20 protein-coding genes and 2 pseudogenes are annotated in these 20,629 nt (G+C 66.8%); 13 read left to right on the top strand and 9 right to left on the bottom strand.

Annotated features, from left to right (window positions below):
• Positions 1-14 precede the first annotated feature (14 nt).
• Positions 15-888: pseudogene (locus ASE63_RS10075) on the top strand (ABC transporter permease).
• Positions 889-1,059: 171 nt separating this feature from the next.
• On the opposite strand, the pseudogene ASE63_RS10070 reads toward ASE63_RS10075, so the two are convergent.
• From ASE63_RS10070 to ASE63_RS10060, 3 genes and pseudogenes are all read right to left on the bottom strand, one after another.
• Positions 1,060-2,201 (bottom strand): annotated as a pseudogene (locus ASE63_RS10070) (amidohydrolase).
• Positions 2,198-2,857, bottom strand: a complete 660-nt coding sequence (locus ASE63_RS10065) for a glutathione S-transferase (protein WP_056800431.1) — start codon at positions 2,855-2,857, stop codon at positions 2,198-2,200. Before ASE63_RS10065 ends, ASE63_RS10070 begins: the two are co-directional and overlap by 4 nt.
• Positions 2,858-2,868: 11 nt before the next feature.
• A complete protein-coding gene (locus ASE63_RS10060; RefSeq protein WP_056800428.1) occupies positions 2,869-4,065 on the bottom strand; it encodes a diaminopropionate ammonia-lyase in 1,197 nt (398 codons plus the stop codon).
• Positions 4,066-4,169: 104 nt separating this feature from the next.
• On the opposite strand from ASE63_RS10060, the gene ASE63_RS10055 reads away from it, so the two are divergent.
• The 7 genes from ASE63_RS10055 (at position 4,170) to ASE63_RS10025 (ending at position 9,847) form a co-directional block, all read left to right on the top strand.
• Positions 4,170-4,649 (top strand): Lrp/AsnC family transcriptional regulator, encoded by a 480-nt coding sequence (locus ASE63_RS10055; protein WP_056800426.1) that lies wholly within the window; start codon positions 4,170-4,172, stop codon positions 4,647-4,649.
• A gap of 461 nt (positions 4,650-5,110) precedes the next feature.
• Entirely contained in the window at positions 5,111-5,467 is a 357-nt protein-coding gene (locus ASE63_RS10050; protein ID WP_056800423.1) for a metalloregulator ArsR/SmtB family transcription factor, read from the top strand.
• Positions 5,460-5,897 (top strand): arsenate reductase (glutaredoxin), encoded by a 438-nt coding sequence (gene arsC / locus ASE63_RS10045; RefSeq protein WP_056800420.1) that lies wholly within the window; start codon positions 5,460-5,462, stop codon positions 5,895-5,897. Before ASE63_RS10050 ends, arsC begins: the two co-directional genes overlap by 8 nt.
• 7 nt (positions 5,898-5,904) lie before the next feature.
• The gene (gene arsB, locus ASE63_RS10040) at positions 5,905-6,957 is read left to right on the top strand and encodes an ACR3 family arsenite efflux transporter (protein ID WP_056800662.1); all 1,053 of its coding nucleotides are present in this window, start codon (positions 5,905-5,907) and stop codon (positions 6,955-6,957) included.
• A 59-nt stretch (positions 6,958-7,016) separates the two neighbouring features.
• Positions 7,017-7,334 carry a metalloregulator ArsR/SmtB family transcription factor gene (locus tag ASE63_RS10035; RefSeq protein WP_056800418.1) on the top strand — a complete coding sequence of 106 codons (318 nt, stop codon included), beginning with the start codon at positions 7,017-7,019 and terminating at the stop codon, positions 7,332-7,334.
• A gap of 53 nt (positions 7,335-7,387) precedes the next feature.
• A complete protein-coding gene (locus tag ASE63_RS10030; protein ID WP_056800415.1) occupies positions 7,388-8,794 on the top strand; it encodes an FAD-dependent oxidoreductase in 1,407 nt (468 codons plus the stop codon).
• 342 nt (positions 8,795-9,136) lie between these two features.
• Entirely contained in the window at positions 9,137-9,847 is a 711-nt protein-coding gene (locus tag ASE63_RS10025; RefSeq protein ID WP_056800412.1) for a L,D-transpeptidase, read from the top strand.
• Between the two features lie 80 nt (positions 9,848-9,927).
• On the opposite strand, the gene ASE63_RS10020 is transcribed toward ASE63_RS10025, so the two are convergent.
• From ASE63_RS10020 to ASE63_RS10005, 4 genes are all read right to left on the bottom strand, one after another.
• A complete protein-coding gene (locus tag ASE63_RS10020) occupies positions 9,928-10,677 on the bottom strand; it encodes an SDR family oxidoreductase (protein WP_056800409.1) in 750 nt (249 codons plus the stop codon).
• Complete coding sequence (locus ASE63_RS10015) at positions 10,677-11,969, bottom strand: extracellular solute-binding protein (protein ID WP_056800407.1); 1,293 nt, start codon at positions 11,967-11,969, stop codon at positions 10,677-10,679. The genes ASE63_RS10020 and ASE63_RS10015 overlap by 1 nt, the downstream gene beginning before the upstream one ends.
• A 219-nt stretch (positions 11,970-12,188) precedes the next feature.
• On the bottom strand, positions 12,189-13,490 hold the full coding sequence (locus tag ASE63_RS10010) for an extracellular solute-binding protein (protein ID WP_056800404.1): 1,302 nt from the start codon (positions 13,488-13,490) through the stop codon (positions 12,189-12,191).
• Positions 13,462-14,256 (bottom strand): FadR/GntR family transcriptional regulator, encoded by a 795-nt coding sequence (locus ASE63_RS10005; protein ID WP_056800402.1) that lies wholly within the window; start codon positions 14,254-14,256, stop codon positions 13,462-13,464. The genes ASE63_RS10010 and ASE63_RS10005 overlap by 29 nt, the downstream gene beginning before the upstream one ends.
• A 122-nt stretch (positions 14,257-14,378) precedes the next feature.
• On the opposite strand from ASE63_RS10005, the gene ASE63_RS10000 reads away from it, so the two are divergent.
• The 5 genes from ASE63_RS10000 to ASE63_RS09980 are packed head-to-tail and all read left to right on the top strand — an operon-like array spanning position 14,379 to position 18,433.
• Positions 14,379-15,503, top strand: coding sequence for a mandelate racemase/muconate lactonizing enzyme family protein (locus ASE63_RS10000; RefSeq protein WP_056800400.1), 1,125 nt, complete (start codon positions 14,379-14,381; stop codon positions 15,501-15,503).
• The gene (locus tag ASE63_RS09995) at positions 15,503-16,378 is read left to right on the top strand and encodes a sugar ABC transporter permease (protein ID WP_056800397.1); all 876 of its coding nucleotides are present in this window, start codon (positions 15,503-15,505) and stop codon (positions 16,376-16,378) included. The genes ASE63_RS10000 and ASE63_RS09995 overlap by 1 nt, the downstream gene beginning before the upstream one ends.
• Positions 16,371-17,198 (top strand): carbohydrate ABC transporter permease, encoded by an 828-nt coding sequence (locus ASE63_RS09990; protein ID WP_056800394.1) that lies wholly within the window; start codon positions 16,371-16,373, stop codon positions 17,196-17,198. Before ASE63_RS09995 ends, ASE63_RS09990 begins: the two co-directional genes overlap by 8 nt.
• 3 nt (positions 17,199-17,201) lie before the next feature.
• Positions 17,202-18,098, top strand: a complete 897-nt coding sequence (locus ASE63_RS09985; protein WP_056800392.1) for a DUF6772 family protein — start codon at positions 17,202-17,204, stop codon at positions 18,096-18,098.
• Positions 18,098-18,433 carry a hypothetical protein gene (locus ASE63_RS09980; RefSeq protein ID WP_056800389.1) on the top strand — a complete coding sequence of 112 codons (336 nt, stop codon included), beginning with the start codon at positions 18,098-18,100 and terminating at the stop codon, positions 18,431-18,433. Before ASE63_RS09985 ends, ASE63_RS09980 begins: the two co-directional genes overlap by 1 nt.
• Before the next feature lie 223 nt (positions 18,434-18,656).
• Here the strand turns inward: ASE63_RS09980 and kdgD are convergent, their stop codons facing one another.
• A complete protein-coding gene (kdgD, locus tag ASE63_RS09975) occupies positions 18,657-19,607 on the bottom strand; it encodes a 5-dehydro-4-deoxyglucarate dehydratase (RefSeq protein ID WP_056800386.1) in 951 nt (316 codons plus the stop codon).
• Between the two features lie 36 nt (positions 19,608-19,643).
• Positions 19,644-20,609, bottom strand: coding sequence for a LysR substrate-binding domain-containing protein (locus tag ASE63_RS09970; protein ID WP_056800384.1), 966 nt, complete (start codon positions 20,607-20,609; stop codon positions 19,644-19,646).
• Positions 20,610-20,629: the final 20 nt, after the last annotated feature.

Genomic DNA, 20,629 nt, shown 5'->3' with positions numbered 1-20,629 from the left:
GCGCTGTCGAGTCCATGCCCGCGCCGGCCCCCGGCTTCTGGAACAGCCCGGGCCTGCGCCGCTTCCGCCGCCACAAGCTCGCGGTCTTCGGTGCGGTTCGGTGCGGCGAGCATCATCCTGCTGACGCTGGCCTGTATCGTCGGGCCCTGGCTGCTGCCCTATACCGACACCTTCATCGACATCCGCCAGCGCTTCGCGCCGCCCTTCGCCGGGCCGCATATCCTCGGCACCGATCCGCTCGGGCGCGACATCCTCGCAAGACTCTTGATGGCCGGCCGGATCTCGCTCGCCGTCGGCTTCTCGGCCATGGCGATCGCGATGGCGATCGGCGTCACCGTCGGCCTCGTCGCCGGCTTCTACGAGGGCATCATCGGGGCTGCGCTGATGCGCTTCGTCGATGCGATGCTCTGCTTCCCCTCGATCTTCCTGCTGCTGGCAATCTCGGCGCTGATCCAGCCCTCCGTGCCCTCGATCGTCATGCTGATCGCGATGACCTCCTGGATGGAGGTCGCGCGCGTCGTCGAGGCCCAGATCCGCTCGCTCAAGACCCGCGAGTTCGCCCAGGCCGCGGTCTCCTTCGGCGCGAGCGGCCGCCGCATCATGTTCCGCGAGCTGCTGCCGAACGCCATCGCCCCGATCGTGGTCGCGGCGACGTTGAACGTCGCCCATGCGATCCTGGCCGAGAGCTACATCTCCTTCCTCGGCTACGGCATCCAGCCGCCGACGCCGAGCTGGGGCAACATGCTCGAAAGCGCACAGAGCTACCTGACCAGCGCGCCCTGGCTCGCCATCATCCCCGGCCTCGCCATCACCCTCGCCGTCACGAGCTTCAACTTCATCGGCGACGGACTCAGGGACGCCCTCGATCCGAGAATGGACGGGCAGTAGGGCGGCACTGGCCCGGCCCGATGGGTTGGCTCACCCGCCCCGTCCAGATGATCGCGCTGAAACGCTGATCCCCATCGTTGCGAGCGCAGCGACGGCAACGGGCACGATCCAGTCCGATCGGAGAACATCTCGAAAGCTGCATGCTGCTTTTCGGGCCGCCCTACCGAACGCTCACAGCCCCGGCAGCCGGCTGCGGACGATCGCCGCGTGCAGCCTGGCGCCGTGGATCAGCCCGGCATCGTCGAAATCATAGCCCGGATTGTGCAGCGGCGCCGTGTCGCCATTGCCGACGAAGGCGAAGCAGCCGGGCACATGATCGAGGAAGCGGGCGAAGTCTTCCGAGCCCGTCATCGGCTCGCGCGCGACGGCGACATTGGCCTCGCCCAGCGCAGTGCCCGCCGCCTTCAGCATCGCATCGGCCAGCGCGGCATCGTTGACCAGCGGCACGAACTCTCGCGTGTAGCCGACATCGGCGCTGACATTATGCGCCAGCGCCGTGCCCGCGGCGATGACGCGCATCTGCCGCTCGATCTCGGCGCTGACCTCGGGCCTGAAGCTGCGGGCATCTCCGAGGATCCGGGCCTGGCCCGGCAGCGCGTTGCGGGTGCCGTCTGTCAGCAGTTCGGTTACCGAGACGACGGCGATGTCGGCCGGGCTGAGGCGGCGCGAGACAATGGTCTGCAGGTTGGTGACGAGGGCGCAGGCTGCGACCAGCACTTCGTTTCCGGCGTGCGGGCGGGCGGCGTGGCCGCCGACGCCCTTGAGCACGATCTCGAAATTGTCCTCGGCCGACATGATCGGCCCGGCACGTGTCTCGAACCGGCCGATGCCGAGCCCGGGCGCGTTGTGGAGCCCGAAGATCTCCGCAAAGGGAAACCGCTCCATCAAGCCGTCATCGAGCATGGCCTGCGCACCGCGCCCCCACTCCTCGGCCGGCTGGAAGATAAACGCACGGTACCGTCGAAGCCAGCCTCCCCCGCCAGCAGCATGGCCGTGTGGCCGTCATGGCCGCAGGCATGCATGACACCCGGATTCCGGGAGCAATAGGAGCGCTCGCCCCGCTCCGCTATCCGCAGCGCATCCATGTCCGCCCTCAGCGCAATGGCCCGGTTGGCGCTGCCGCGCTTCAACGTGCCGACGACGCCGGTGCCACCCACGCCCTCGACGACCTCATCGAGGCCGAATGCGCGCAGCTTTGCCGCGACGAAGGCGCTGGTGCGCGCCTCCTCGAAGCCGAATTCGGGATGGGCATGGAGATCGCGCCGCCAGGCAGTCATCTCCGCAGCCAGCGCGTCATGGTCCAGCATGGTCATCGCGGGGCTCCGTCCTGCGTTTCACCGTCATAGGGCGTGGCTTGCATCGAGGCGCGCCGACAGAACGCGTCATGCCAGGCGGCGAGGCGCGGCGCCCGTTTGCGAAAATCAGGCATGTCGCGGAATTCAAGCCAGGCCAGCGCCGTCGCCAGTGCGATCTGGCCGATGGTGACTTGGTCATTGGTGACTTGGCCGGCGGCGACTTGGCCGGCGAACTGCGCCTGCCCCTCCAGATGGTCATAGGCTTCGAGCAGCTTCGCCGCCTGCCCCTGGGCCAGCGGCGGATAGCGCTGGGCTTCCGGCCGCCGCACCGTCTCCCAGCGCAGCGCGATGCCGGCATCGCACAGCCCCTGGGCCAGCGCCTGCAGGCGCAAGGCCTCGTAGCGGGCGGGCCCGTCGCGAGGGACCAGCGAGCCGGCGCCGCCGAGCCGGTCGAGGTAATCGCAGATCACGGTGGAATCGAAGAGCGCGCCGGCATCGGACGTCAGCAGAACCGGCACCTTCCCGAGCGGATTGGCCGCGAAGACGGCATCGTTGCGGTTGGTCGGGCTGGTCTCGTGGTGAACGACGTCGAGGCGCTCAGCGAGGCCGAGCTCATGGGCGCAGACCAGTACCTTCCGGGCGTAGGGCGAATGGCTCTGGTAGAGCAGCGTCAACCGGCCGGGCATCACGCCACCGGGCCGGCGACCTCGGCCGGCGTCAGCCCGACGAGCTCGGCGTAGCGGCCGGGATCGGTCGCGCCTTCGGTAACGACCACGAAGATGCGCGAGGTTCCGTCGAGCTTCAATGCGGCCCGCGCCTGCGGGTCGCGCAGGGCCGCGACCAGCCCGGCGAGCCCTGCCGCGCCGCTTTCCCCTGCGACGACCGCCGGATCGCCGACCACAGGCCGGGCCAGCCGGTTCATGGTCTCGACAGCGACTTCGTCCTCGACGGTCATGAAAGCATCGGCGGCGCGCGCCAGCACGCGCCAGGCCAGAGGCGACGGATCGTAGCATTCAAGCATCGCCATCACGGTCGGCTCGCCATGGCCGATCTTGGTCGGCTCTCCAGCGCGGGCGCTCTCGAAAACGCAGGCCGCGCGCGCCGGATCGACCACGGTGAAGATCGGCCGCCTCTCGCCCAATACCAGCGAGAGATGCGCCGCGATCGCCGCGGCGATGCCGCCGACACCGGCCTGGACGAAGACATGGGTCGGCGGAGCGGGCAATTCTGCGAGCGCCTCGCGCATGATCGCCGTGTAGCCCTGCATGACCAGCCCCGGAATGCGCTCATAGCCTTCCCAGGCGGTGTCGGAGACGACGATCCAGCCGCGCTCGGCCGCGACGCGCGCCGCCTCGACGACGGAATCGTCATAGGTGCCCTCGACCCGAACGATCTCGGCGCCGAAGCGCGCGATCGCCTCGGCCCGTGCCGGGCTAACCCCGCCATGCACGAAGATCACTGAACGCGCCCCGACCAGCGCGGCGCCCTGCGCGACCGAGCGGCCGTGATTGCCATCGGTGGCGCATGCGAAGGTCATTCCAGCTGCGACGGTCCGGACGGCGGGCGAGGTCAGATCGGCCTCGTCGAGCGCGCGCCCGAGCGTCTCGCCGGCCGCCTCGAGCACCAGCCGGGCGACGGCATAGGCGCCGCCGAGCGCCTTGAAGCTGCCGAGGCCGAGCCTGTGCCCCTCGTCCTTGGCGTGGAGCGCGCCGATACCGAGCTCGGCGGCGAGGCCGGGCAAGGCGACGAGCGGCGTCGGTCGATGCTCGGGACGCTGCGCGAGATGCCGCTCGATCGCGTCGGCGCCAGCGGTACCCAACATCTCCGCATCGACCGGATGAAGCGGTTGCCGATAGGCAGCGAGCGAATTGAGCAGGAACATTCGTGGCCTCTGCGACTGTGGAGGCCGAAAGGATATTGCGGCAGCAGCGAAAAATGCGCTCCAATTGCCGGGACGTTTTGCAAGTTTGTTTCAGGGGACCCTGCTTGGCCGAGCCGACCGCTATTGGACTGGACGCCTTCGACCGGGCGATCCTCGCCATCCTGCAGGCCGACAACACGACGCCTCAGCGCGTCATCGGCGAACAGGTCAATCTCTCGGCGCCGGCGGTGCAGCGCCGGATCCGGCGCATGGAGCGGGACGGGATCATCACCGCCAATGTCGCCGTCGTCGAGCCTGCCGCCCTCGGCCACCCGATCACGCTGTTCGTCGAGGTCGAGTTGGTCAGCGAGACCGCAACCGATATCGACGCAGCAAAGCGCGCCTTTCTCGCCGCGCCGGAAGTGCAGCAATGCTACTACGTGACGGGCGAGGTCGACTTCATGCTGGTCGTGCTCGTGCCCAGCATGGCGGCCTATGAGGCGCTGACGCGGCGGCTGTTCTTCGCCGATGCCAACATCCGGAAGTTCAGGACCTTCGTGACGATGGACCGCGTCAAGACTGGTTTGCGGGTCCCGGTCGTTTAGGCGATGCGCGACGGTCGCGAGCTTTCCCGCCGGATTTCTCGCAGGTCATCCCGCGGGAGACGTCGTTGAGCTTCCTCGGCCTCGGCATCAGGCCGCAGCTGATATGTCGAGGAGAGAAGTTCGTCGAGCAGCTACTCCTCGCCTCTCAAGCCCGGCGCGGGTTTTGATGGTGGAGCGGGTTTTTCGGCATCGCCGCTCTCACTGCCAGTCCCGGGATCGACCGAGACCTCTCTCAGCGAACCCTCCTTGGGCGCGCCGCTGATCGACTTCACGCGCTGCTGTTCTTCGGGTGACATCCGGTTTCCAGAGCCGTCTCGCATGGTGGCCTCCTATGATGCCTCCTGCGTTCAACGGCTGGCCCGCTCGGCAGTTCCGTTCCGGCCGAAGTCTGGTGGTCGGTCGAGGTTGAGACGGTTGCAACGCCCTTGCACCGCAAGCAAACCGTCGATAAGTCTCGATATATGGAAACTGAAAGAGTCATCCTCTCGCTTGCCGCCTTGGCGCAGGGCACCCGCCTAGACGTGTTCCGCCTGCTGGTCGCAGCCGAGCCCGATGGCCTTCCCGCCGGCGAAATCGCCCGGCGCCTCGAGGTGCCGCACAACACGATGTCCTCGCATCTCGGCATCCTGAGCCGGGCGGGCCTCGTGCATTCGGAGCGCTTCAGCCGCTCCATCATCTACCGGGCGGACCTCGACGCGCTGCGCGCGACGGTCGCCTTCCTGCTCAAGGATTGCTGCGGTGGTCGCCCGGAGATCTGCGCGCCGCTGATGGCAGAACTCAGCCCCTGCTGCCCACCGAAAGTCGCATCCGATGCCTGAAGCATTCGACGTCGTCATCTACCACAACCCGGCCTGCGGCACGTCCCGCAATGCGCTGGGCCTCATCCGCAATGCGGGCGTCGAGCCGCACATCGTGGAGTATCTCAAGACGCCGCCATCGCGAGCGCTGCTGAAGCAGTTGCTGGCTCGCGCCGGACTGACCGTCCGGGAGATCCTGCGCGAGAAAGGCACGCCCTTCGCCGAACTCGGCCTTGGCGACGCAAGCCTGTCGGATGAGGCCCTGCTCGATGCGATCGAAACGCACCCCACCCTGATCAACCGTCCGCTCGTGGTTTCACCCAAGGGCGTGAAACTGTGCCGGCCGTCCGAGGCCGTCCTGCCGCTGCTGCCGCCGCAGCGCGGCGAGTTCCGGAAGGAGGACGGCGTGCTGGTCATCAACGCCGCCGGCCAGCTCGTCGCTCTCGCCTGAGGTCATGATGTCTACCTTCGAACGCTACCTCACCGTCTGGGTCGGGCTATGCATCGTCGTCGGGATCGCGCTCGGCCACGTCATGCCCGGCGTGTTCCAGGCCGTCGGCACGGCCGAGATCGCCAGGGTCAACCTGCCCGTCGCCGTTCTGATCTGGCTGATGGTCATCCCGATGCTGCTGAAGATCGACTTCGCGGCGCTGGGGCAGGTCGGCAGGCATTGGCGCGGGATCGGCGTCACGCTCTTCATCAACTGGGCAGTGAAGCCGTTTTCGATGGCAGCGCTCGGCTGGTTCTTCATCGCCTGGCTGTTCCGGCCCTGGCTGCCTGCCGAGCAGATCGACAGCTACATCGCGGGCCTGATCATCCTGGCCGCCGCGCCCTGTACCGCCATGGTCTTCGTCTGGTCGAACCTGACGAAGGGCGAGCCGCATTTCACCCTGAGCCAGGTCGCGCTGAACGATGCGATCATGGTCGTCGCCTTCGCCCCGATCGTCGGCCTGCTGCTCGGCCTCTCGGCGATCACCGTGCCGTGGGGCACGCTCATGCTCTCGGTCGCGCTCTACATCGTCATCCCGGTCATCGTGGCGCAGCTCATTCGCAGCCGCGTGCTGGCAAGAGGTGGACAGCCGGCGCTCGACAGGCTGCTCGGCCGGCTGGGGCCGGCCTCGCTCGTCGCCCTGCTTGCGACGCTCGTCCTGCTCTTCGGCTTCCAGGGCGAGCAGATCCTCGCGCAGCCGATGGTGATCGCGTTGCTCGCCGTGCCGATCCTGATCCAGGTCTATCTCAATTCCGGGCTGGCCTATCTGCTGAACCGGATCGCCGGCGAGCAGCATTGCGTGGCGGGACCGTCAGCCCTGATCGGCGCCTCGAACTTCTTCGAGCTCGCCGTCGCGGCCGCGATCAGCCTGTTCGGCTTCCACTCCGGAGCCGCACTCGCGACCGTCGTCGGCGTGCTGATCGAGGTCCCGGTCATGCTGACGGTCGTCTGGATCGTGAACCGCTCGAAGGGCTGGTACGAGCGCGGGCAGGACGCGCGTAAGGTCCAGGCGGCGGAGTAATTCGAGAAATATGGAAATAACGCTTGACCGGGCATGCGGGGCACGTCACCTTTATTTCCATGGATATCGAAACAGCAGCATCGCAGCTCGAGGCACTCGGCAATCCGACGCGCCTTCGGCTCTATCACGTTCTCGTTCGGGCGGGGCATGGTGGGCTGCCGGTCGCTCAGGCGCAGGAGCGCCTCGGTATCCCGGCTTCGACGCTCTCCCATCATCTTCAGCGGCTGATCCGCGATGGGCTCGTCTCTCAAGAGCGGCAGGCGACCACGTTGATCTGTCGCGCGGTCTACCCGGCGATGGATGCGCTTCTCGGCTTTCTCGCGGAGGAATGCTGCATCGAGGAAGGCTGCTCGGAAGCGACTGGGAGGGCTGCCTGAGCAGCACTTATTTGCCGTTTAATTCCATGATTCCGGTAGAATCGGAGAATAACATGCAGGAACTCCCGGTCGTCGTCCTCGGGGCCGGCCCGGTCGGGCTCGCTGCTGCCGCGAATCTCGTCGCGCGCGGCATTCCGGTGAAGCTCTATGAGGCGGGCGACAGCGTCGGCGCCAATATCCGCGACTGGGGCCATGTGCGGCTGTTCTCGCCCTGGGAATACAACATCGATCCGGCCAGCCGCGCCCTGCTCGAAAGGGCGGGTTGGCAGGAGCCTGATGCCCAGGCGTATCCGACCGGGCACGAGTTCGTGGAGCGCTACCTCGCTCCGCTGGCGGCGACATCGCAGCTCGCGCCGGCCATCGAGTTCGGTAGCCGCGTGACCGCGATCGGCCGCCGAGGCATCGACAAGGTCGTCAGCCGGGACCGGGCGCTGCATCCGTTCCAGCTCACCATCCGCGACCGCGGGGGCAGCACGCGACGCAGGCTGGCCCGAGCCGTGATCGACGCCTCCGGGGCATGGACGACCCCGAATCCCATTGGGGCCAGCGGCATCCCGGCCGATGGCGAGGAAGGCTTGGCCGATCGGATCGCCTACGGCATCCCGGACGTGCTCGGCCGCGACCGCGACGCCTATGCCGGCCGGACGATTCTCGTGCTCGGCGCCGGGCATTCGGCAGCGAATGTGCTGCTCGACCTCGTCGACCTGTCGGAGCAGGACGGTGCGACGAGGGCGATCTGGGCGACGCGCGGCCGCGATCTCTCCCGCGTCTTCGGCGGAGGCGCCGACGATCGGCTGGCCGCCCGCGGCGATCTCGGCCAAAGGCTGCGCCGCCTGGTCGAGAGCGGCCGCATCGCGCTGATGAGCGGCTTTGCCGTGGCGGGCATCCGCGAGGAAGACGGGCGTCTTCATCTCGACGGCGAGACCGCAGGCGGCGGGCACATGATCGGTCCGGTCGACCGTGTCATCGCCTGCACCGGCCAGCGTCCCGATCTCTCGCTGACGCGCGAATTGAGAGTCGAGCTCGATCCCTGGCTGGAGGGTGCCCGCGAGCTCGGACCGATGATCGACCCGAACCTGCATTCCTGCGGCTCCGTTCCGCCGCACGGCCACCGCGAGCTCTCGCATCCCGAACCGGGCTTCTACACGGCCGGCATCAAGAGCTACGGCCGCGCCCCGACCTTCCTGATGCTGACGGGCTACGAGCAGGTTCGTTCGATCGCTGCGGCGCTTGCGGGCGACATGAAAGCGGCCGACGACGTCAAGCTCGTGCTGCCGGAAACCGGTGTCTGCAAGGCCCCGGCGGCTGGCGGCGGCTGCTGCGGCCCGGTGCTCGCCGAAGGTGAGGACTGCTGCGCCGAACCCACGGTGGTAAAGGCCGAAGCGCAGACGGGGTGTTGCGGTCCAGCCAAGGCTCCGGACTCTGCACCGACTTCCTCCTGCTGCGGCAAGGCGGCGTGACCGACCGACACCGGCGGTCTCGCCGTCGGCGGCCTTTCGATCGGCTTGCTCGTCGCCGATGCCGGGCGCCATCGCGACCGGGCAGATCATCCTCGGAATGTCGCCGAACCTGCCCGTCTTTGTCCTGGCTGGATCGTGCTCGGGACGGGGATGGTCGCAAGCTTCTCCGATGCGGCGCTCACGACGCTCGGATCGACTTTGGCGCATGGCAAGCACCGCGCAGCGAAAGCCCGCGCTTGCCAGTTGGGCCATGTGCCGGCAATCTCAGCTCGGCAAAGACGCTCAGCGGTGCATGCCGGAGTAGGATCTCGTCGGGCAGCAGGACACGGGAAGTCCAGAATCATGAACATCGACAGTGGGATTGGCGACGCCGGCAAGATGGACGAAAACGCCCTGCTCGGGCTCCGTGCGGGGCTTCTCAGCCGCCGGTCGTTTCTGGCCGGCTCGGCCGCCGGTCTTGGCGCGCTAGGGCTGGGCGGCTGCGTGACATCCGACGGCATGAGTCTCGCCGAGGCCACCAAGGTCTACGGCCCGGTACCCGAGGAGAAATTCCCGATTCCGGCGGTCGATGTCACCAAGGTCGATCCGAAATATTTCCGCCGGACCGTTGCCTACGACACCAAGGAAGCGCCAGGAACGATCATTGTCGATCCCGGCAACTACTACGTTTACCGCGTCGAGGGCGACGGGTCCGCCACCCGCTATGGCGCCAATGTCGGCCGCGACGGCTTCCGCTGGAGCGGTGACGCCTATATCGGGCGCAAGGCCGAATGGGCGACCTGGACACCGCCCAAGGAAATGATCAAGCGCCAGCCCGAGGCGGCCAAATATGCCCGCGGCATGCCGGGTGGCCTCGACAACCCGCTCGGCGCCCGCACGCTCTATCTTTACCAGAACGGCGCCTACACGCTCTACACGATCTACGCCAGCAGCGACCCCGAATCGATCGGAAACGGCATCACGAGCGGCTGCGTCGGCCTGCTCAGCCAGGACATGATGCATCTCTACGATCGCACGCCGGTCAAGACGAAGGTCGTCGTCCTGCCGGCTTGAGGCGGCGGTCCCAGTTCCTGTCTCCGGCCTTCACCGGAAATCAACGCCCGGTGGAGGCAGATTGGCGGCATCGAGCGCGATCAGAGCCGCATCCCGCCATCGACCGCGATTTCGGCGCCGTTGATGTAAGCGCCCTCTGCCGAGCACAGCAGCAGGGCGATGCCCGCGCAATCCTCCGGCATTCCGATGCGCCCGAGCGGAATACGCGACAGGGCCTGCTTCTCGCGCCCCGGCTGCGCCAGGATGGCGCGATTGCGACCGGTGCGGATCGCGCCGGGCTGGATCACGTTGAAGGTCAGGTCGCCGGCCTCCGTCGTGCGGGCGAGTGTCCGCATCAGGCTCGTCTGCGCCGCCTTGGTCGCGGCATAGTAGAGGCAGTCGGCATTGGCGCGCGCCTCCTGTACCGAGCCGATGGCGATGACACGGCCGAAGCCGCGCGCGCGCATGTCCGGAACGAAGGCCTTCAGCAGCCTTGCCGTCGCGTGGAGATTGACCTCGCTTTGCAGGATGAGGGCTTCGTCGCTCACGCTCTCGACCGTCTGACGGATTTCGGCTGAAGCGCCTAGGATCAGGATGTCCGGCGCAAGCGACTGCCGGCCCAGCGCAGTGGTAATCCGGGCGACCGCGTCAGGTTTGGCGAGATCTGCGACGATCGGCAGGGCGTGGCCGGCCGTATCGCCGAGGGAACGAGCGACGGCGACGGCCTCCTCGTCGCGATCATGGATCACGAGGCGCGCACCTGCCGCAGCGAGCGCGGTCGCGATGGCGAGCCCGATCCCGCGCGCCCCGCCGGTGACCAGCGCGACGCGCCCCGAAAGCGAGCCCGCCATCAGCCGAGCAGCGGCTTCACGCGCGCCACCGCATCGTCCATCGCCTGCTGCGGCGGCTTGCGGCCGAGCACGGCGGCCTGCGTTTCCTCGATGAAGATATCGTGGGCGCGGGCCTGCTCGTCGAAGGCCGGCAGGTGGATGCGCGAGGCCTTCAACGCCGCGGCCTCGTCGGAGGCATAGGGCATGGCGGCCTTGAGCTTCTCGTCGGCATAGGTCGATATCCGGGTCGGGCCGTTGCCATTCAAAGCCATGGCGGTGGTGCCGGCCTTGGAGGACAGCGTGCGGATGAACTCCCAGCTCAGCGGCTTCTGCTTTGCGTTCTTCGGGATCATCAGCGACCAGAACTCGACGGTTGGGGCATAGGCCGTCTTGCCGACGAGATTAGCCGCCATCGGCGGCAGCAGCGACTTGAAGCGCCCGCCGAACTTGCCCTTGGACGGGTCGTTATAGGTCACCAGCCGGGCGAAGGGATTGATCGTCATCGCAGCCCGGCCCTGCTGCATCCAGGTGGTGATCTCCTCGTTGTTCACGGTGGCGAAATTCCGCGGCAGCACGCCGGCCTTGTAGAAATCGGCGAGCAGCGTCAGGGCCTTGACCATAGGCGGCTCGTTGGCGACGAGCTTGCCGTCCACGGTCATGTAGTCGCCGCCGAGGCAGCGGGCGAGCGTCAGGAAATTCGAGGCGAAGACCGCGGTGAAGGCAAAGCCGTGGACCTGCGTGCCGTCATCGCGCCTGAAGGTAAGCTTGCGGGCGAGCTCGACCAGTTCCTCGAAGGTCTTGGGCAGAGCGGTGACGCCACGTTCCTCCAGGATCGCCTCGTTGTAGATCAGCGCATTGGTGGCGTGGCGCACCGGCACTCCATGCAGCGCGCCGTCGACCTTGAGCGGCCCGAGCAGCCCCGGCGCGAAATCATCGAAGGCCTCGATCGGAGCGTCCTTCATCAGCGCGTCGAGCGGCTCGAACAGCTTGAGATTGCGCGGCACGGCTCGACCATTGACCAGATAGGCGACGTCGATCGTGGTCTCCGACAGCGACGCCTCGCGCAGAAGCCGCTCATGGACGGCGTTGACGTCGCCGAAGGTCACCCAGTTTAGATCGGCGCCGCTGGCCTTGCGGAAGGGCTCGGTGGCGTCGCCGCCCGGGCCTGTCGTGGCGGCGGTCTGGTGGACACGATGGCCAAGCGCTGTCAACGTCTTCGCCTGAGCGAAGCTTCGTACCGGCAATGCGAACGAGGCTGCGGCGGCACCGGCGAGTTGGCCGAAGCGGCGGCGCGAGAGGCAATTTCTGGACATGGCGCTTCTCCCGATGAATGAGCCCGTGCCGTCTTTCCGCGGCTTCGCCCTCGGGTCCGACCTTTGGCCGGCCCAGGGGCAAACTCCGCGAAGAGCCCGGAATCCATGAACACAGGCGGAAAGCGTCTCAACGCGACAGGGAGCCTCTTCCGGAGGTTCCGGTGTTCATGGGGTCCGGGCCCGCTGCTAGGCAGCGTCCGAAAATGACGGAGCGGCCGATCAGCCCGGCAGCAGCGGCTGGACGCGCTTGACCAGCGAGGCCATCGCCTCCTCCGGCGTCTTCATGCCGAGCACGGCGGCTTCGGCCTCCTCCTTGAAGAGATCGCCGGCGCGGGCCGCCTCGTCGAAGGCCGGCATCGGCACGCGCGCGACCTTGAGCACTTTCAACTCCTCGGCCGCATAGGGCACGGTGCCGGCGAAGCTCTGGTCGGCATAGGTCGAGGCGCGCACCGGACCGTTGCCGTTGAGCGCGGCCTTGAGCGTCGCCTCCTTCGAGGCCATCGCCTTGATGAAGCTCCAGGCCAGGTCCTTGCGCTTGGCATTCTTCGGGATGACCATGCCCCAGAACTCGACCTTGGCCGGGGCGGCATCATAGCGGCCGGCGAGCGTCTTCGAGGCCGGAACCGCCACCGTCTTGATCTTCCCGGGGAATTTCGACTTCTGCGGATCGTTGTAGATCCGGTTACGGCCCATGCTCTGCAGGCTCATCGCCGCGCGGCCCTGCTGCATCCAGACATTGACGTCCTCGGGCGAGAGCGTCGTGAAATTGCGCGGGAAGGCGCCGGCCTTGAACAGATCGCGCAGCGTGGTGATCGCATTCAGCATCGGCGGCTGATCGGCGACGCATTTGAATTCCGGCGTGATGAACTCGCCATCCCAGGCGCGCGCGAGGTCGATCACGTTGGGATAGGTCGCGCCCGGCGTGCAGAGGCCGACAACCTGCGTGCCGTCGGCGCGGCGATAGGTGCAGGCCTTGGCGATCTCGATCATTTCCTCGATCGTCGCGGGCGGCTTGGAGAAGCCCTTCTCGGCCAGGATCTCCTCGTTGTAGTGCAGGCCGGACGAGGCGTGGCGGAAGGGAATGGCGAGCTGCTTCCCGCCGACATTCATGCCCTGCATCAGGCCCGGAAAGATGTCGGCGACATCCTCGACCGGGTCCTTCTTCAAATAGTCGTCAAGCGGCTCGAACAGGTTGGCGGCGCGCGGCACGACCTGCGTGTTGACGACGAAGCCGAGATCGACCGAGGTCTCGCCCAGGCTGGCCTCACGGAACAGCCGCTCCTGCAGCGGGCCGGTGTCGAAGGTCGTCCACTGGACGCTGACGCCGTTCTTCTGCGCCCAGTCCCTGGTGATGTCGCCGCCCTGCGCCCCGGTCGCGACCGTCTGCATGACGCGATGGGTGAATACGTTGAACGGGCCACCCTGCTGCGCGCGGCCGGGCGTGGCGCCCAACGCGGCGAAGCTCAGCCCCAGTATGCCGGCGCCGAATTGCCTACGGTCTAGGCCCGTCCTCTCGGTCATGGTTGTCCTCCCTGTGGTTCGCGAGTTCCGCGATGGCGGCTTCTGCCGCTTCGAAATGTTGGCTCATGGCGGCCGCGGCTGCGCCGGCATCGCCGGCCCGGATCGCCTCGACGACACGCTGATGGCGCTCGAAGGTGCGGCGCCAGTCCTGCGGGCCGCGCGCCTCGCGCGAGTTGAATATCTCCATGACCTCGCGGATGACCGGACGCAGGCCGCGGATCTGGAAGTCGAGCAGGCGGTTGCCCGAGGAGGCCGCGACGGCCTCGTGGAAATCGAGATCGGCCTCGATCCAGCGCGGCACGTTGCCGAGTGCATCCTCCATGCGGGCGAGGATGAGATCGAGCTTCTCAAGGTCGCTGTCCATGCGTCTATGCGCGGCATGGGCGGCGATCGGCGGCTCGAGAATGCGGCGCAGCTCCACCGCCTCGGTCAGCCCGTTGCGGCGCCCGCGCACGGCGAAACGATAGAAGCGGTCGAGCGGGGCGGCATCGAGCGCCTGCACCCGCGTCGCCTTGCCCTGCTGGATATGGATGACGCCCATTGCCGCGAGCTGGCGGATGGCCTCGCGTGCGATCGGCTTGCTGACGCCAAAGGACGCCGCGATGCGCGATTCCGACGGCAGGGCATCGCCCGGCTTCAGCCGCCCGTCATGGATCGCCTGGGTGATGCGCTGGATGACGGCGTCGCCAAGGCGCATCGGCACGACATCAGCCCCGGCGAAGGGGTCGTCATCGTCGACGAACAGGGGCTGCACAGCGTCGTTCATTCATCGTCTCCGGACGCATCATTGACAGATGCCTCGTTCCTTGGCAACTGTTCAACCTATCAGATAAGTAGATGCCCATCGCGGCATCGGCATCAATGCAGTCCTGGGGAGGACAGCGCCGCATGTCGGCAAACCGTATCACAAGGGTCGAGGTGCATCCGCTGCGTGCGACCTTGCCCAAGGTCCAGCGCACCTCGCAGGGCGACTACCCGGCAATCGAGCTCGTCGTCGTCGAGGTCGAGACCGAGGGCGGCATCTCCGGCTTCGGCGAGGGCCTGTGCCGGCGTGGCGCGGCCGGCTATGCCCGCTTCATCGAGGATGCGCTGGTGCCGAGGCTTCTGGGCCGCGACGCCGCCGACCGCCGCGCGCTCTGGAAGGCGATGCGCGCCGCGCTATCGGGGCGCCCTGGCGGCCAGGTGGTCGAAGCGATCGCGGCCGTCGATATCGCGCTCTGGGACATCGCCGGCAAGCAGGCCGGCTTGCCCGTTCACAAGCTGCTCGGCGGCATGGGGCGCACCGAACTCGCAGCCTATGCCTCCTCGATCAACTGGCTCGACGATGCGACGGTCGAGGCCGAGGTCGCGATGGCGCTGAACGCAGGCTTCCGCGAGATCAAGGTCAAGCTCGGGCACCCGCTGAAGGATGCCGTCGCGCGGGCAAAACTGATCCGCCGGCTCGCGGGCGACGACGTCGCCCTCTGTGTCGATGCCAACTGGGCCTATGACGTCGACGACGCCATGATCGTCGGCCGGGCGCTCGCCGATCTCGGCTACGGCTTCTTCGAGGAGCCGATCGCTCCGCATGATCGCGAGGGTTATCGGCGCCTCGCGCAGCACCTGCCGATCCGGCTGGCGGCGGGAGAAAGCGACTTCGTCGCATCGGAGGCGCTGACCATGTTGCAGGATCGCTCGCTCGGGCTGATCCAGCCGGACGTCACGCGCTCGGGCGGCATCACCGAGACCTGGCGCATCGCCGAGCTCGCCGCCGCCTTCAACACGGCCTACGCGCCGCATGTCGGCTGGTCGGGCGCGATCTGCGTCGCGGCAAGCCTGCAGCTGGCCGCGGCGGCCGAGAGCTTCCGCACCTTCGAATGCATGGTCTACGAGAACCCGCTGCGCGACGCCTTCACCCATCCGGTCGTCGGCGAGGGCTCGCAGCTCGTCGAAGGAAAGCTCTCCGTGCCGCAGGGGCCGGGGCTGGGCATCGAGATCGATCGCGAGGCGCTGAAGCGCTTCAGGATCGCCTGATGAGCACCCGCACGCCCCTCGCCGCGATCGCGCTGGTCACGCCGGTGCAGCTGATGATCGCCGGTGTCATCTTCCTGCCGGCGCTCTACGTGTTCTGGCTCAGCCTGAACCAATCCTCCTTCGGCCAGGCCGCGACCTTCGTCGGGTTCGCGAACTACGCCAAGGTTCTGGCCGACCCGTATTTCTGGAAGGCGCTGCTCAACACGGTGATCGTCGTCGCCGTGGTGGTGCATGTCGAGTTGCTGATCGGGCTCGGCATGGCGCTGTTCTTCGCCTCGGGCGTGCCGTTCCGCCCCCTGCTGCTCGCCATCGTGCTCGCGCCTTATGCGGTCAGCGAGGTCTCGGCGGTGGTGATGTGGCGCTTCCTGTTCGAGCCCGATGTCGGGATGATGAGCCGGCTTCTGATGACACTCGGCCTGCCGCCGATCGAATGGGCGGTGAATCCGAACCATGGGCTCGCCATGGTCAGCCTGCTCTCGATCTGGCTGCACCTGCCCTTCAGCTTCATCATTCTCTACGCGGCCAGGCTCTCGATCCCGACCGATCTCTACGAGGCGGCCTCCATCGATGGCGCCTCGGCCTGGACCGCGTTCCGCCGCGTGACGCTGCCGCTTTTGATGCCGGCGCTGCTGATCGCCGCGCTGTTCCGCTACATCTTCGCCTTCCGGCTGTTCTCCGAGGTCTGGCTCATGACCGGCGGCGGGCCGGCACGGACGACCGAGGTGATGGCCGTCTACCTCTATCTCGAGGCCTTCCGCTACAACGCCTTCGGCCCGGCCGCCGCCACCGGCTGGCTGCTCGTGCTTGCCTCGCTCCTGCTCGCACTCGTCTACCTGCGCCGGCTCTATCGGGAGATGTTCAAGCGCGATGCCTAGGCTTCTCCGCCATATCCTGAAGCTCCTCGGGGTCGCTGCGATCGTCGCCTGGTCGCTGCTGCCGATCGGGCTGATCGTGCTGTCCTCCTTCAAGGCGGACCGCGACATCTTCTCCACTGCGAGCAGCTATTCCTTCGCGCCGACGCTGGCGAATTACGAGGCGCTGTGGAGCCGCTGGGGCGATTTCTTCTTCGGCCTCTGGAACAGCTTCCTGGTCACGGTGGGAGCGACCGTGCTCGCCGTCGGCGTCTCGCTGCTCGCCGGCTTCGCCTATTCGCGCTTCGCCTCGCGGGGCCTGCAGGCCTCGGCCTTCTTCCTGATCTTCATCCGGCTGATCCCGCCGATCGTGATCACGCTGCCGCTCTTTCCGGCGGTGAACTGGCTCGGCCTCAACGATACCCACGCCATCCTGATCCTGCTCTACGCCACCTTCTTCGTCTCGCTCGGGACGGTGGTGATGCGCACCTTCATCGACCAGATCCCGCGCGAGCTCGACGAAGCCGCGATGATGGACGGCGCCTCGCGCATGCAGATCATCCTGCGCATCATCCTGCCGATGGCGGCGCAGGGCATGCTCGCCGTCTCCGTCTTCGTCATCGTCTATGCCTGGAACGAGTTCCTTTTCGCCTTCATCTTCACCACCACCAAGGCCAAGACCGCGCCTCTGGTGATCTCCGAGATGATCGGCGCCGTCGAAGGCGTCGAATGGGGCGTGCTCTTCGCCGCCTCGACCGTGCAGCTCCTGCCCGTACTCGCCTTCGTCATCCTCATGCAGAAGCACCTCGTCGCCGGCCTCACCGCCGGCTCGGTGAAGGGATAGGCCATGACCGCAACCGCTTCCCAGCTCGACGACCTGCGCCGTGCCATACGCGAGAGCGACCCTCAACTCAGCCGCTTCGATCCGCTGTCGCGAATCATCTGCCTCGACGATTTCGACCGCGGCATGTGCGGCTGGACCCAGCTCGTGGGCAATTACGAGGACACGCTGGACGCGATGCTGCCGGGCTATGCGCAGCACAGCCACGCCATGCTCTCGACCCTGCCGAACTGGGATTTCGGCTCGCATGGCGGCGTCGACGGCTCCTATGCGCTGAAGATCGCGACGCGGCCAAAGAAGGGCGCGCAGAATGTCGCGATCAAGCGGCTCACCTTCCGCAAGCCGGGGCCGATCCGGCTCGAGGCCTATTTCACCTTCAAGCCGGAAGCGAGCGAGCTCGCGCTTTCGGAGACGGACATCCGCTCCTTCGGCTTCCTCTACGATCTCCAGATCGGCGACAGCTCGGGGCCGGGCGACCGCGTCATGCCGCATCTGCGCTTCCTCAACGCGGAGGACGGCGAGCATCTGCAGAAATGGCAGTTCAAGCGACGTACGACGCCGATCAAGCCGATCGGCACGGCCGGGAAGACGATCACGCACTACCATCTGTCGCCCGACGATTGGGAGGATTTGCCGGGCGGCGAGCAGCGGCTCTGCTACAACGAGATTCCGACCAAGGTGAACTGGCACTATCTGCGCTTCGATTTCGACCTCGCCGCGATGCAGGCGACGCGCTTTCAGGTCAATGACCGAGTCTTCGCCATGGACGGGTTCGACTGCGTCCGCATTCCGGCGATGAAGAACCTGTGGTGCATGCTGAACCTCGCCTTCTTCGCCGAGACTGACACCGACAAGCGCGCCTTCGCCTATCTCGACTCCGTCTGCCTGTCGGGGGATTTCTGATGCTGCCCGAGAACCTCACCGCCGTCGTCGCCCGCAACGAAAGCTGGACCGGCGAAAGCGCTACCGAGCCCTATGAGGCCGGCTGGGCCAAGGAGGCCATCGTTTTCGTCAGGGCGCTCAAGGAGCCGGAAGGGGCCTTGCCGAAGGCGAGGGTGCAGATCTCGCCCGATGGTATCCGCTGGTGCGACGAAGGCTCCGAATTTGACCTGCCTGCGGCGAAGGACACGGTCGTGTTTCAGCGGCTCAGTCATTTCGGGAACTTCCTGCGCATCGCTGCGACCCTGCCGGAGGGCAGCGAAATCACCCTGCTCGTGACATTCCATCTGAAAGCCTGATCGAAAGTTTCCCAGCGGCGTCAGACTGGCATTTTATGCATGCCAGTCCGGTCTTCCGCCAAGGCACTGAAGCTTCGCAAGCTCCCCTCCAGGCCCTCACGACGGGATGCTCAAAAAGCGTATCGATCGATGCAATCGACGCATCGTGAAGGGCCGCATCGGCAAACGAAAACGCTGCCGCACCGATGGGTGCGGCAGCGTCGAGGGTTCGCGGTGGTGACGCTCAGGCGGCGGCGCGCTCGCGCGTCGCGAATTCGCTCTTGTCCAGCTTTGCGACGAGGGCGGCGAGTTCCGCCGTCTCGCTCTCGGTGAGATCGGTCAGCGGGGTCCGCACCGGGCCGGAATCGCGCCCGATCACCTTCATGCCCGCCTTGATGATCGAGACGGCGTAGCCGCGCTTGCGGTTTCGGATCGCGATCAGCGGCAGGATGAAGTCGCGCAGGCCCGCTTGCACCATGTCGCGGTCGCGACGCCGCACGGCGGAATAGAATCTGGTCGAGAACTGCGGGACGAAGTTGAACACCGCCGAGGAATAGGTGGTCACGCCCATTTCGAGATAGGGCAAAGCGAAGGTCTCGGCCGTGGGCAGGCCGCCGATATAGGTCAGGCGGTCGCCCATGCGCAGATGGATGCGCGTCATCAGCTCGATGTCGCCGATGCCGTCCTTGTAGCCGACGAGGTTGGGATTGCGCTCGCAGAGCTTCGCCAGCGTCTCTTCGGTGATGATGGCGTTGTCGCGGTTGTAGACGATGACGCCGAGCTTCGTTGCCTTGCAGACCGCCTCGATATGGGCGGCGAGACCTTCCTGCTCGGAGAAGACGAGATAGGGCGGCAGCAGCAGGATGCCGTCAGCGCCGGCCTGCTCGACCCCGGCTGCCAATTCCGTCGCGATCTGGGTGCCATGGCCGACACCGGCGAGCACCGGCACGCGGCCTCGAGTCTCAGCCACGGCGGTTGCCACCACCTTCACGACCTCGGCAGGCGAAAGCGAGAAGAACTCGCCCGTGCCGCCGGCGGCGAAGAGGCCGGCGACCTCGTAGCCGCAGAGCCAGTCGAGATTGGAGCGGTAGCGCGCCTCGTCGAAGCTGTTGCCTGCCGTGAAGGGCGTGACGGGGAAGGAGAGCAGGCCGTTGCCGATATGGCGCGCCATCTCCTGCGGGGTCATCTTGCTCATGATCGGCTCCTTCGCTGAATTCCCCAGAGCAGTAGATCAAGAACGATGCCGAAAGTGACCAAATACTGTATCGGGCGATCCATTGATTGGATCGCTCTGCCGGAGCTTCACCGGGTCCTGCGCCACGCGTTTCGCCAGCGCGGCGACGATCGGGAGGAGCGGGTTGTCGTTGTCCTGGCGGCTGACGAAGAAGAGTTCGGCGGGGCGCTGCCGCGGCAGATCGACGGGGCGCAGCGCGACGCCGCTGAAATGCAGGTTCATCGCGGCTTCCGGCACCAGCGCGACGCCGACGCCGGAATGAACCATGGCCAGGATTGAATGGATTTGGGCGAGGTGCTGGACATAGTTCGGCACCAGTCCGGCGCGGGAAAACAGCTCGACCAGCAGATCGTGAAAGTAGCGGGCCTCGTAGGGCGCGTACATGATGAAGGGTTCGCTCGCGAGGTCCTCGATTGCGATCGTCGCGCAACGCGCCAGCGCGTGTCCGGCATTCACCGCCGCGATGAGCGGCTCGGCCGTGACGCGAAAGATGCTCAAGCCCGTGCGCGGAATCGGCGGCCGCAGCAGCCCGATGTCGATCTCGCCCGAATCTAGCCGCTTGAGCTGATCGCCGCTGACCATCTCCTTCAGCGAGATCTCGACATCGGGCATTTCGCGGCGGCAGGCCGCCACCAGCTCCGGCACATAGGAATAGGCAGAGGTCGCGGTGAAGCCGATATTGATCGAGCCCGCCTTGCCGTTGGCGACCCGCTTGGCCAACAGCGCCGCACTCTCGGCGAGCTTGAGCAGGCGGCGCGCCTCGGCCAGGAAGCTCTGGCCGGCCGGCGTCAGCTTCACCGTCCGGTTGCTGCGCTCCAGCAGCACAACGTCGAGAACCCGCTCGAGGATCTGGATCTGCCGGCTGAGCGGCGGCTGCGTCATGTTCAGACGCAGCGCCGCCCGGCCGAAATGCAGCTCCTCCGCGACGGCGACGAAGCAGCGTAGCTGGCTCAGCTCGAACATCCCCGGCCTTCCCTCACGCC

Origin of the sequence: Allobosea sp. Root381, assembly GCF_001429395.1 — a bacterium.
GTDB lineage: Bacteria > Pseudomonadota > Alphaproteobacteria > Rhizobiales > Beijerinckiaceae > Allobosea.
This window is presented reverse-complemented; position numbering and strand designations above follow the sequence as displayed.

What these genes read in the sequence shown, in the direction of transcription:
- ASE63_RS10060 (WP_056800428.1), bottom strand. Translation starts at nt 4,065, where the DNA reads ATGTTCCTGCTCAATTCGCTCGCTGCCTATCGGCAACCGCTTCATCCG.
- ASE63_RS10050 (WP_056800423.1), top strand. Translation starts at nt 5,111, where the DNA reads ATGGAAACTGAAAGAGTCATCCTCTCGCTTGCCGCCTTGGCGCAGGGC.
- arsC (WP_056800420.1), top strand. Translation starts at nt 5,460, where the DNA reads ATGCCTGAAGCATTCGACGTCGTCATCTACCACAACCCGGCCTGCGGC.
- arsB (WP_056800662.1), top strand. Translation starts at nt 5,905, where the DNA reads ATGTCTACCTTCGAACGCTACCTCACCGTCTGGGTCGGGCTATGCATC.
- ASE63_RS10035 (WP_056800418.1), top strand. Translation starts at nt 7,017, where the DNA reads ATGGATATCGAAACAGCAGCATCGCAGCTCGAGGCACTCGGCAATCCG.
- ASE63_RS10030 (WP_056800415.1), top strand. Translation starts at nt 7,388, where the DNA reads ATGCAGGAACTCCCGGTCGTCGTCCTCGGGGCCGGCCCGGTCGGGCTC.
- ASE63_RS10025 (WP_056800412.1), top strand. Translation starts at nt 9,137, where the DNA reads ATGAACATCGACAGTGGGATTGGCGACGCCGGCAAGATGGACGAAAAC.
- ASE63_RS10020 (WP_056800409.1), bottom strand. Translation starts at nt 10,677, where the DNA reads ATGGCGGGCTCGCTTTCGGGGCGCGTCGCGCTGGTCACCGGCGGGGCG.
- ASE63_RS10015 (WP_056800407.1), bottom strand. Translation starts at nt 11,969, where the DNA reads ATGTCCAGAAATTGCCTCTCGCGCCGCCGCTTCGGCCAACTCGCCGGT.
- ASE63_RS10010 (WP_056800404.1), bottom strand. Translation starts at nt 13,490, where the DNA reads ATGACCGAGAGGACGGGCCTAGACCGTAGGCAATTCGGCGCCGGCATA.
- ASE63_RS10005 (WP_056800402.1), bottom strand. Translation starts at nt 14,256, where the DNA reads ATGAACGACGCTGTGCAGCCCCTGTTCGTCGACGATGACGACCCCTTC.
- ASE63_RS10000 (WP_056800400.1), top strand. Translation starts at nt 14,379, where the DNA reads ATGTCGGCAAACCGTATCACAAGGGTCGAGGTGCATCCGCTGCGTGCG.
- ASE63_RS09995 (WP_056800397.1), top strand. Translation starts at nt 15,503, where the DNA reads ATGAGCACCCGCACGCCCCTCGCCGCGATCGCGCTGGTCACGCCGGTG.
- ASE63_RS09990 (WP_056800394.1), top strand. Translation starts at nt 16,371, where the DNA reads ATGCCTAGGCTTCTCCGCCATATCCTGAAGCTCCTCGGGGTCGCTGCG.
- ASE63_RS09985 (WP_056800392.1), top strand. Translation starts at nt 17,202, where the DNA reads ATGACCGCAACCGCTTCCCAGCTCGACGACCTGCGCCGTGCCATACGC.
- ASE63_RS09980 (WP_056800389.1), top strand. Translation starts at nt 18,098, where the DNA reads ATGCTGCCCGAGAACCTCACCGCCGTCGTCGCCCGCAACGAAAGCTGG.
- kdgD (WP_056800386.1), bottom strand. Translation starts at nt 19,607, where the DNA reads ATGAGCAAGATGACCCCGCAGGAGATGGCGCGCCATATCGGCAACGGC.
- ASE63_RS09970 (WP_056800384.1), bottom strand. Translation starts at nt 20,609, where the DNA reads ATGTTCGAGCTGAGCCAGCTACGCTGCTTCGTCGCCGTCGCGGAGGAG.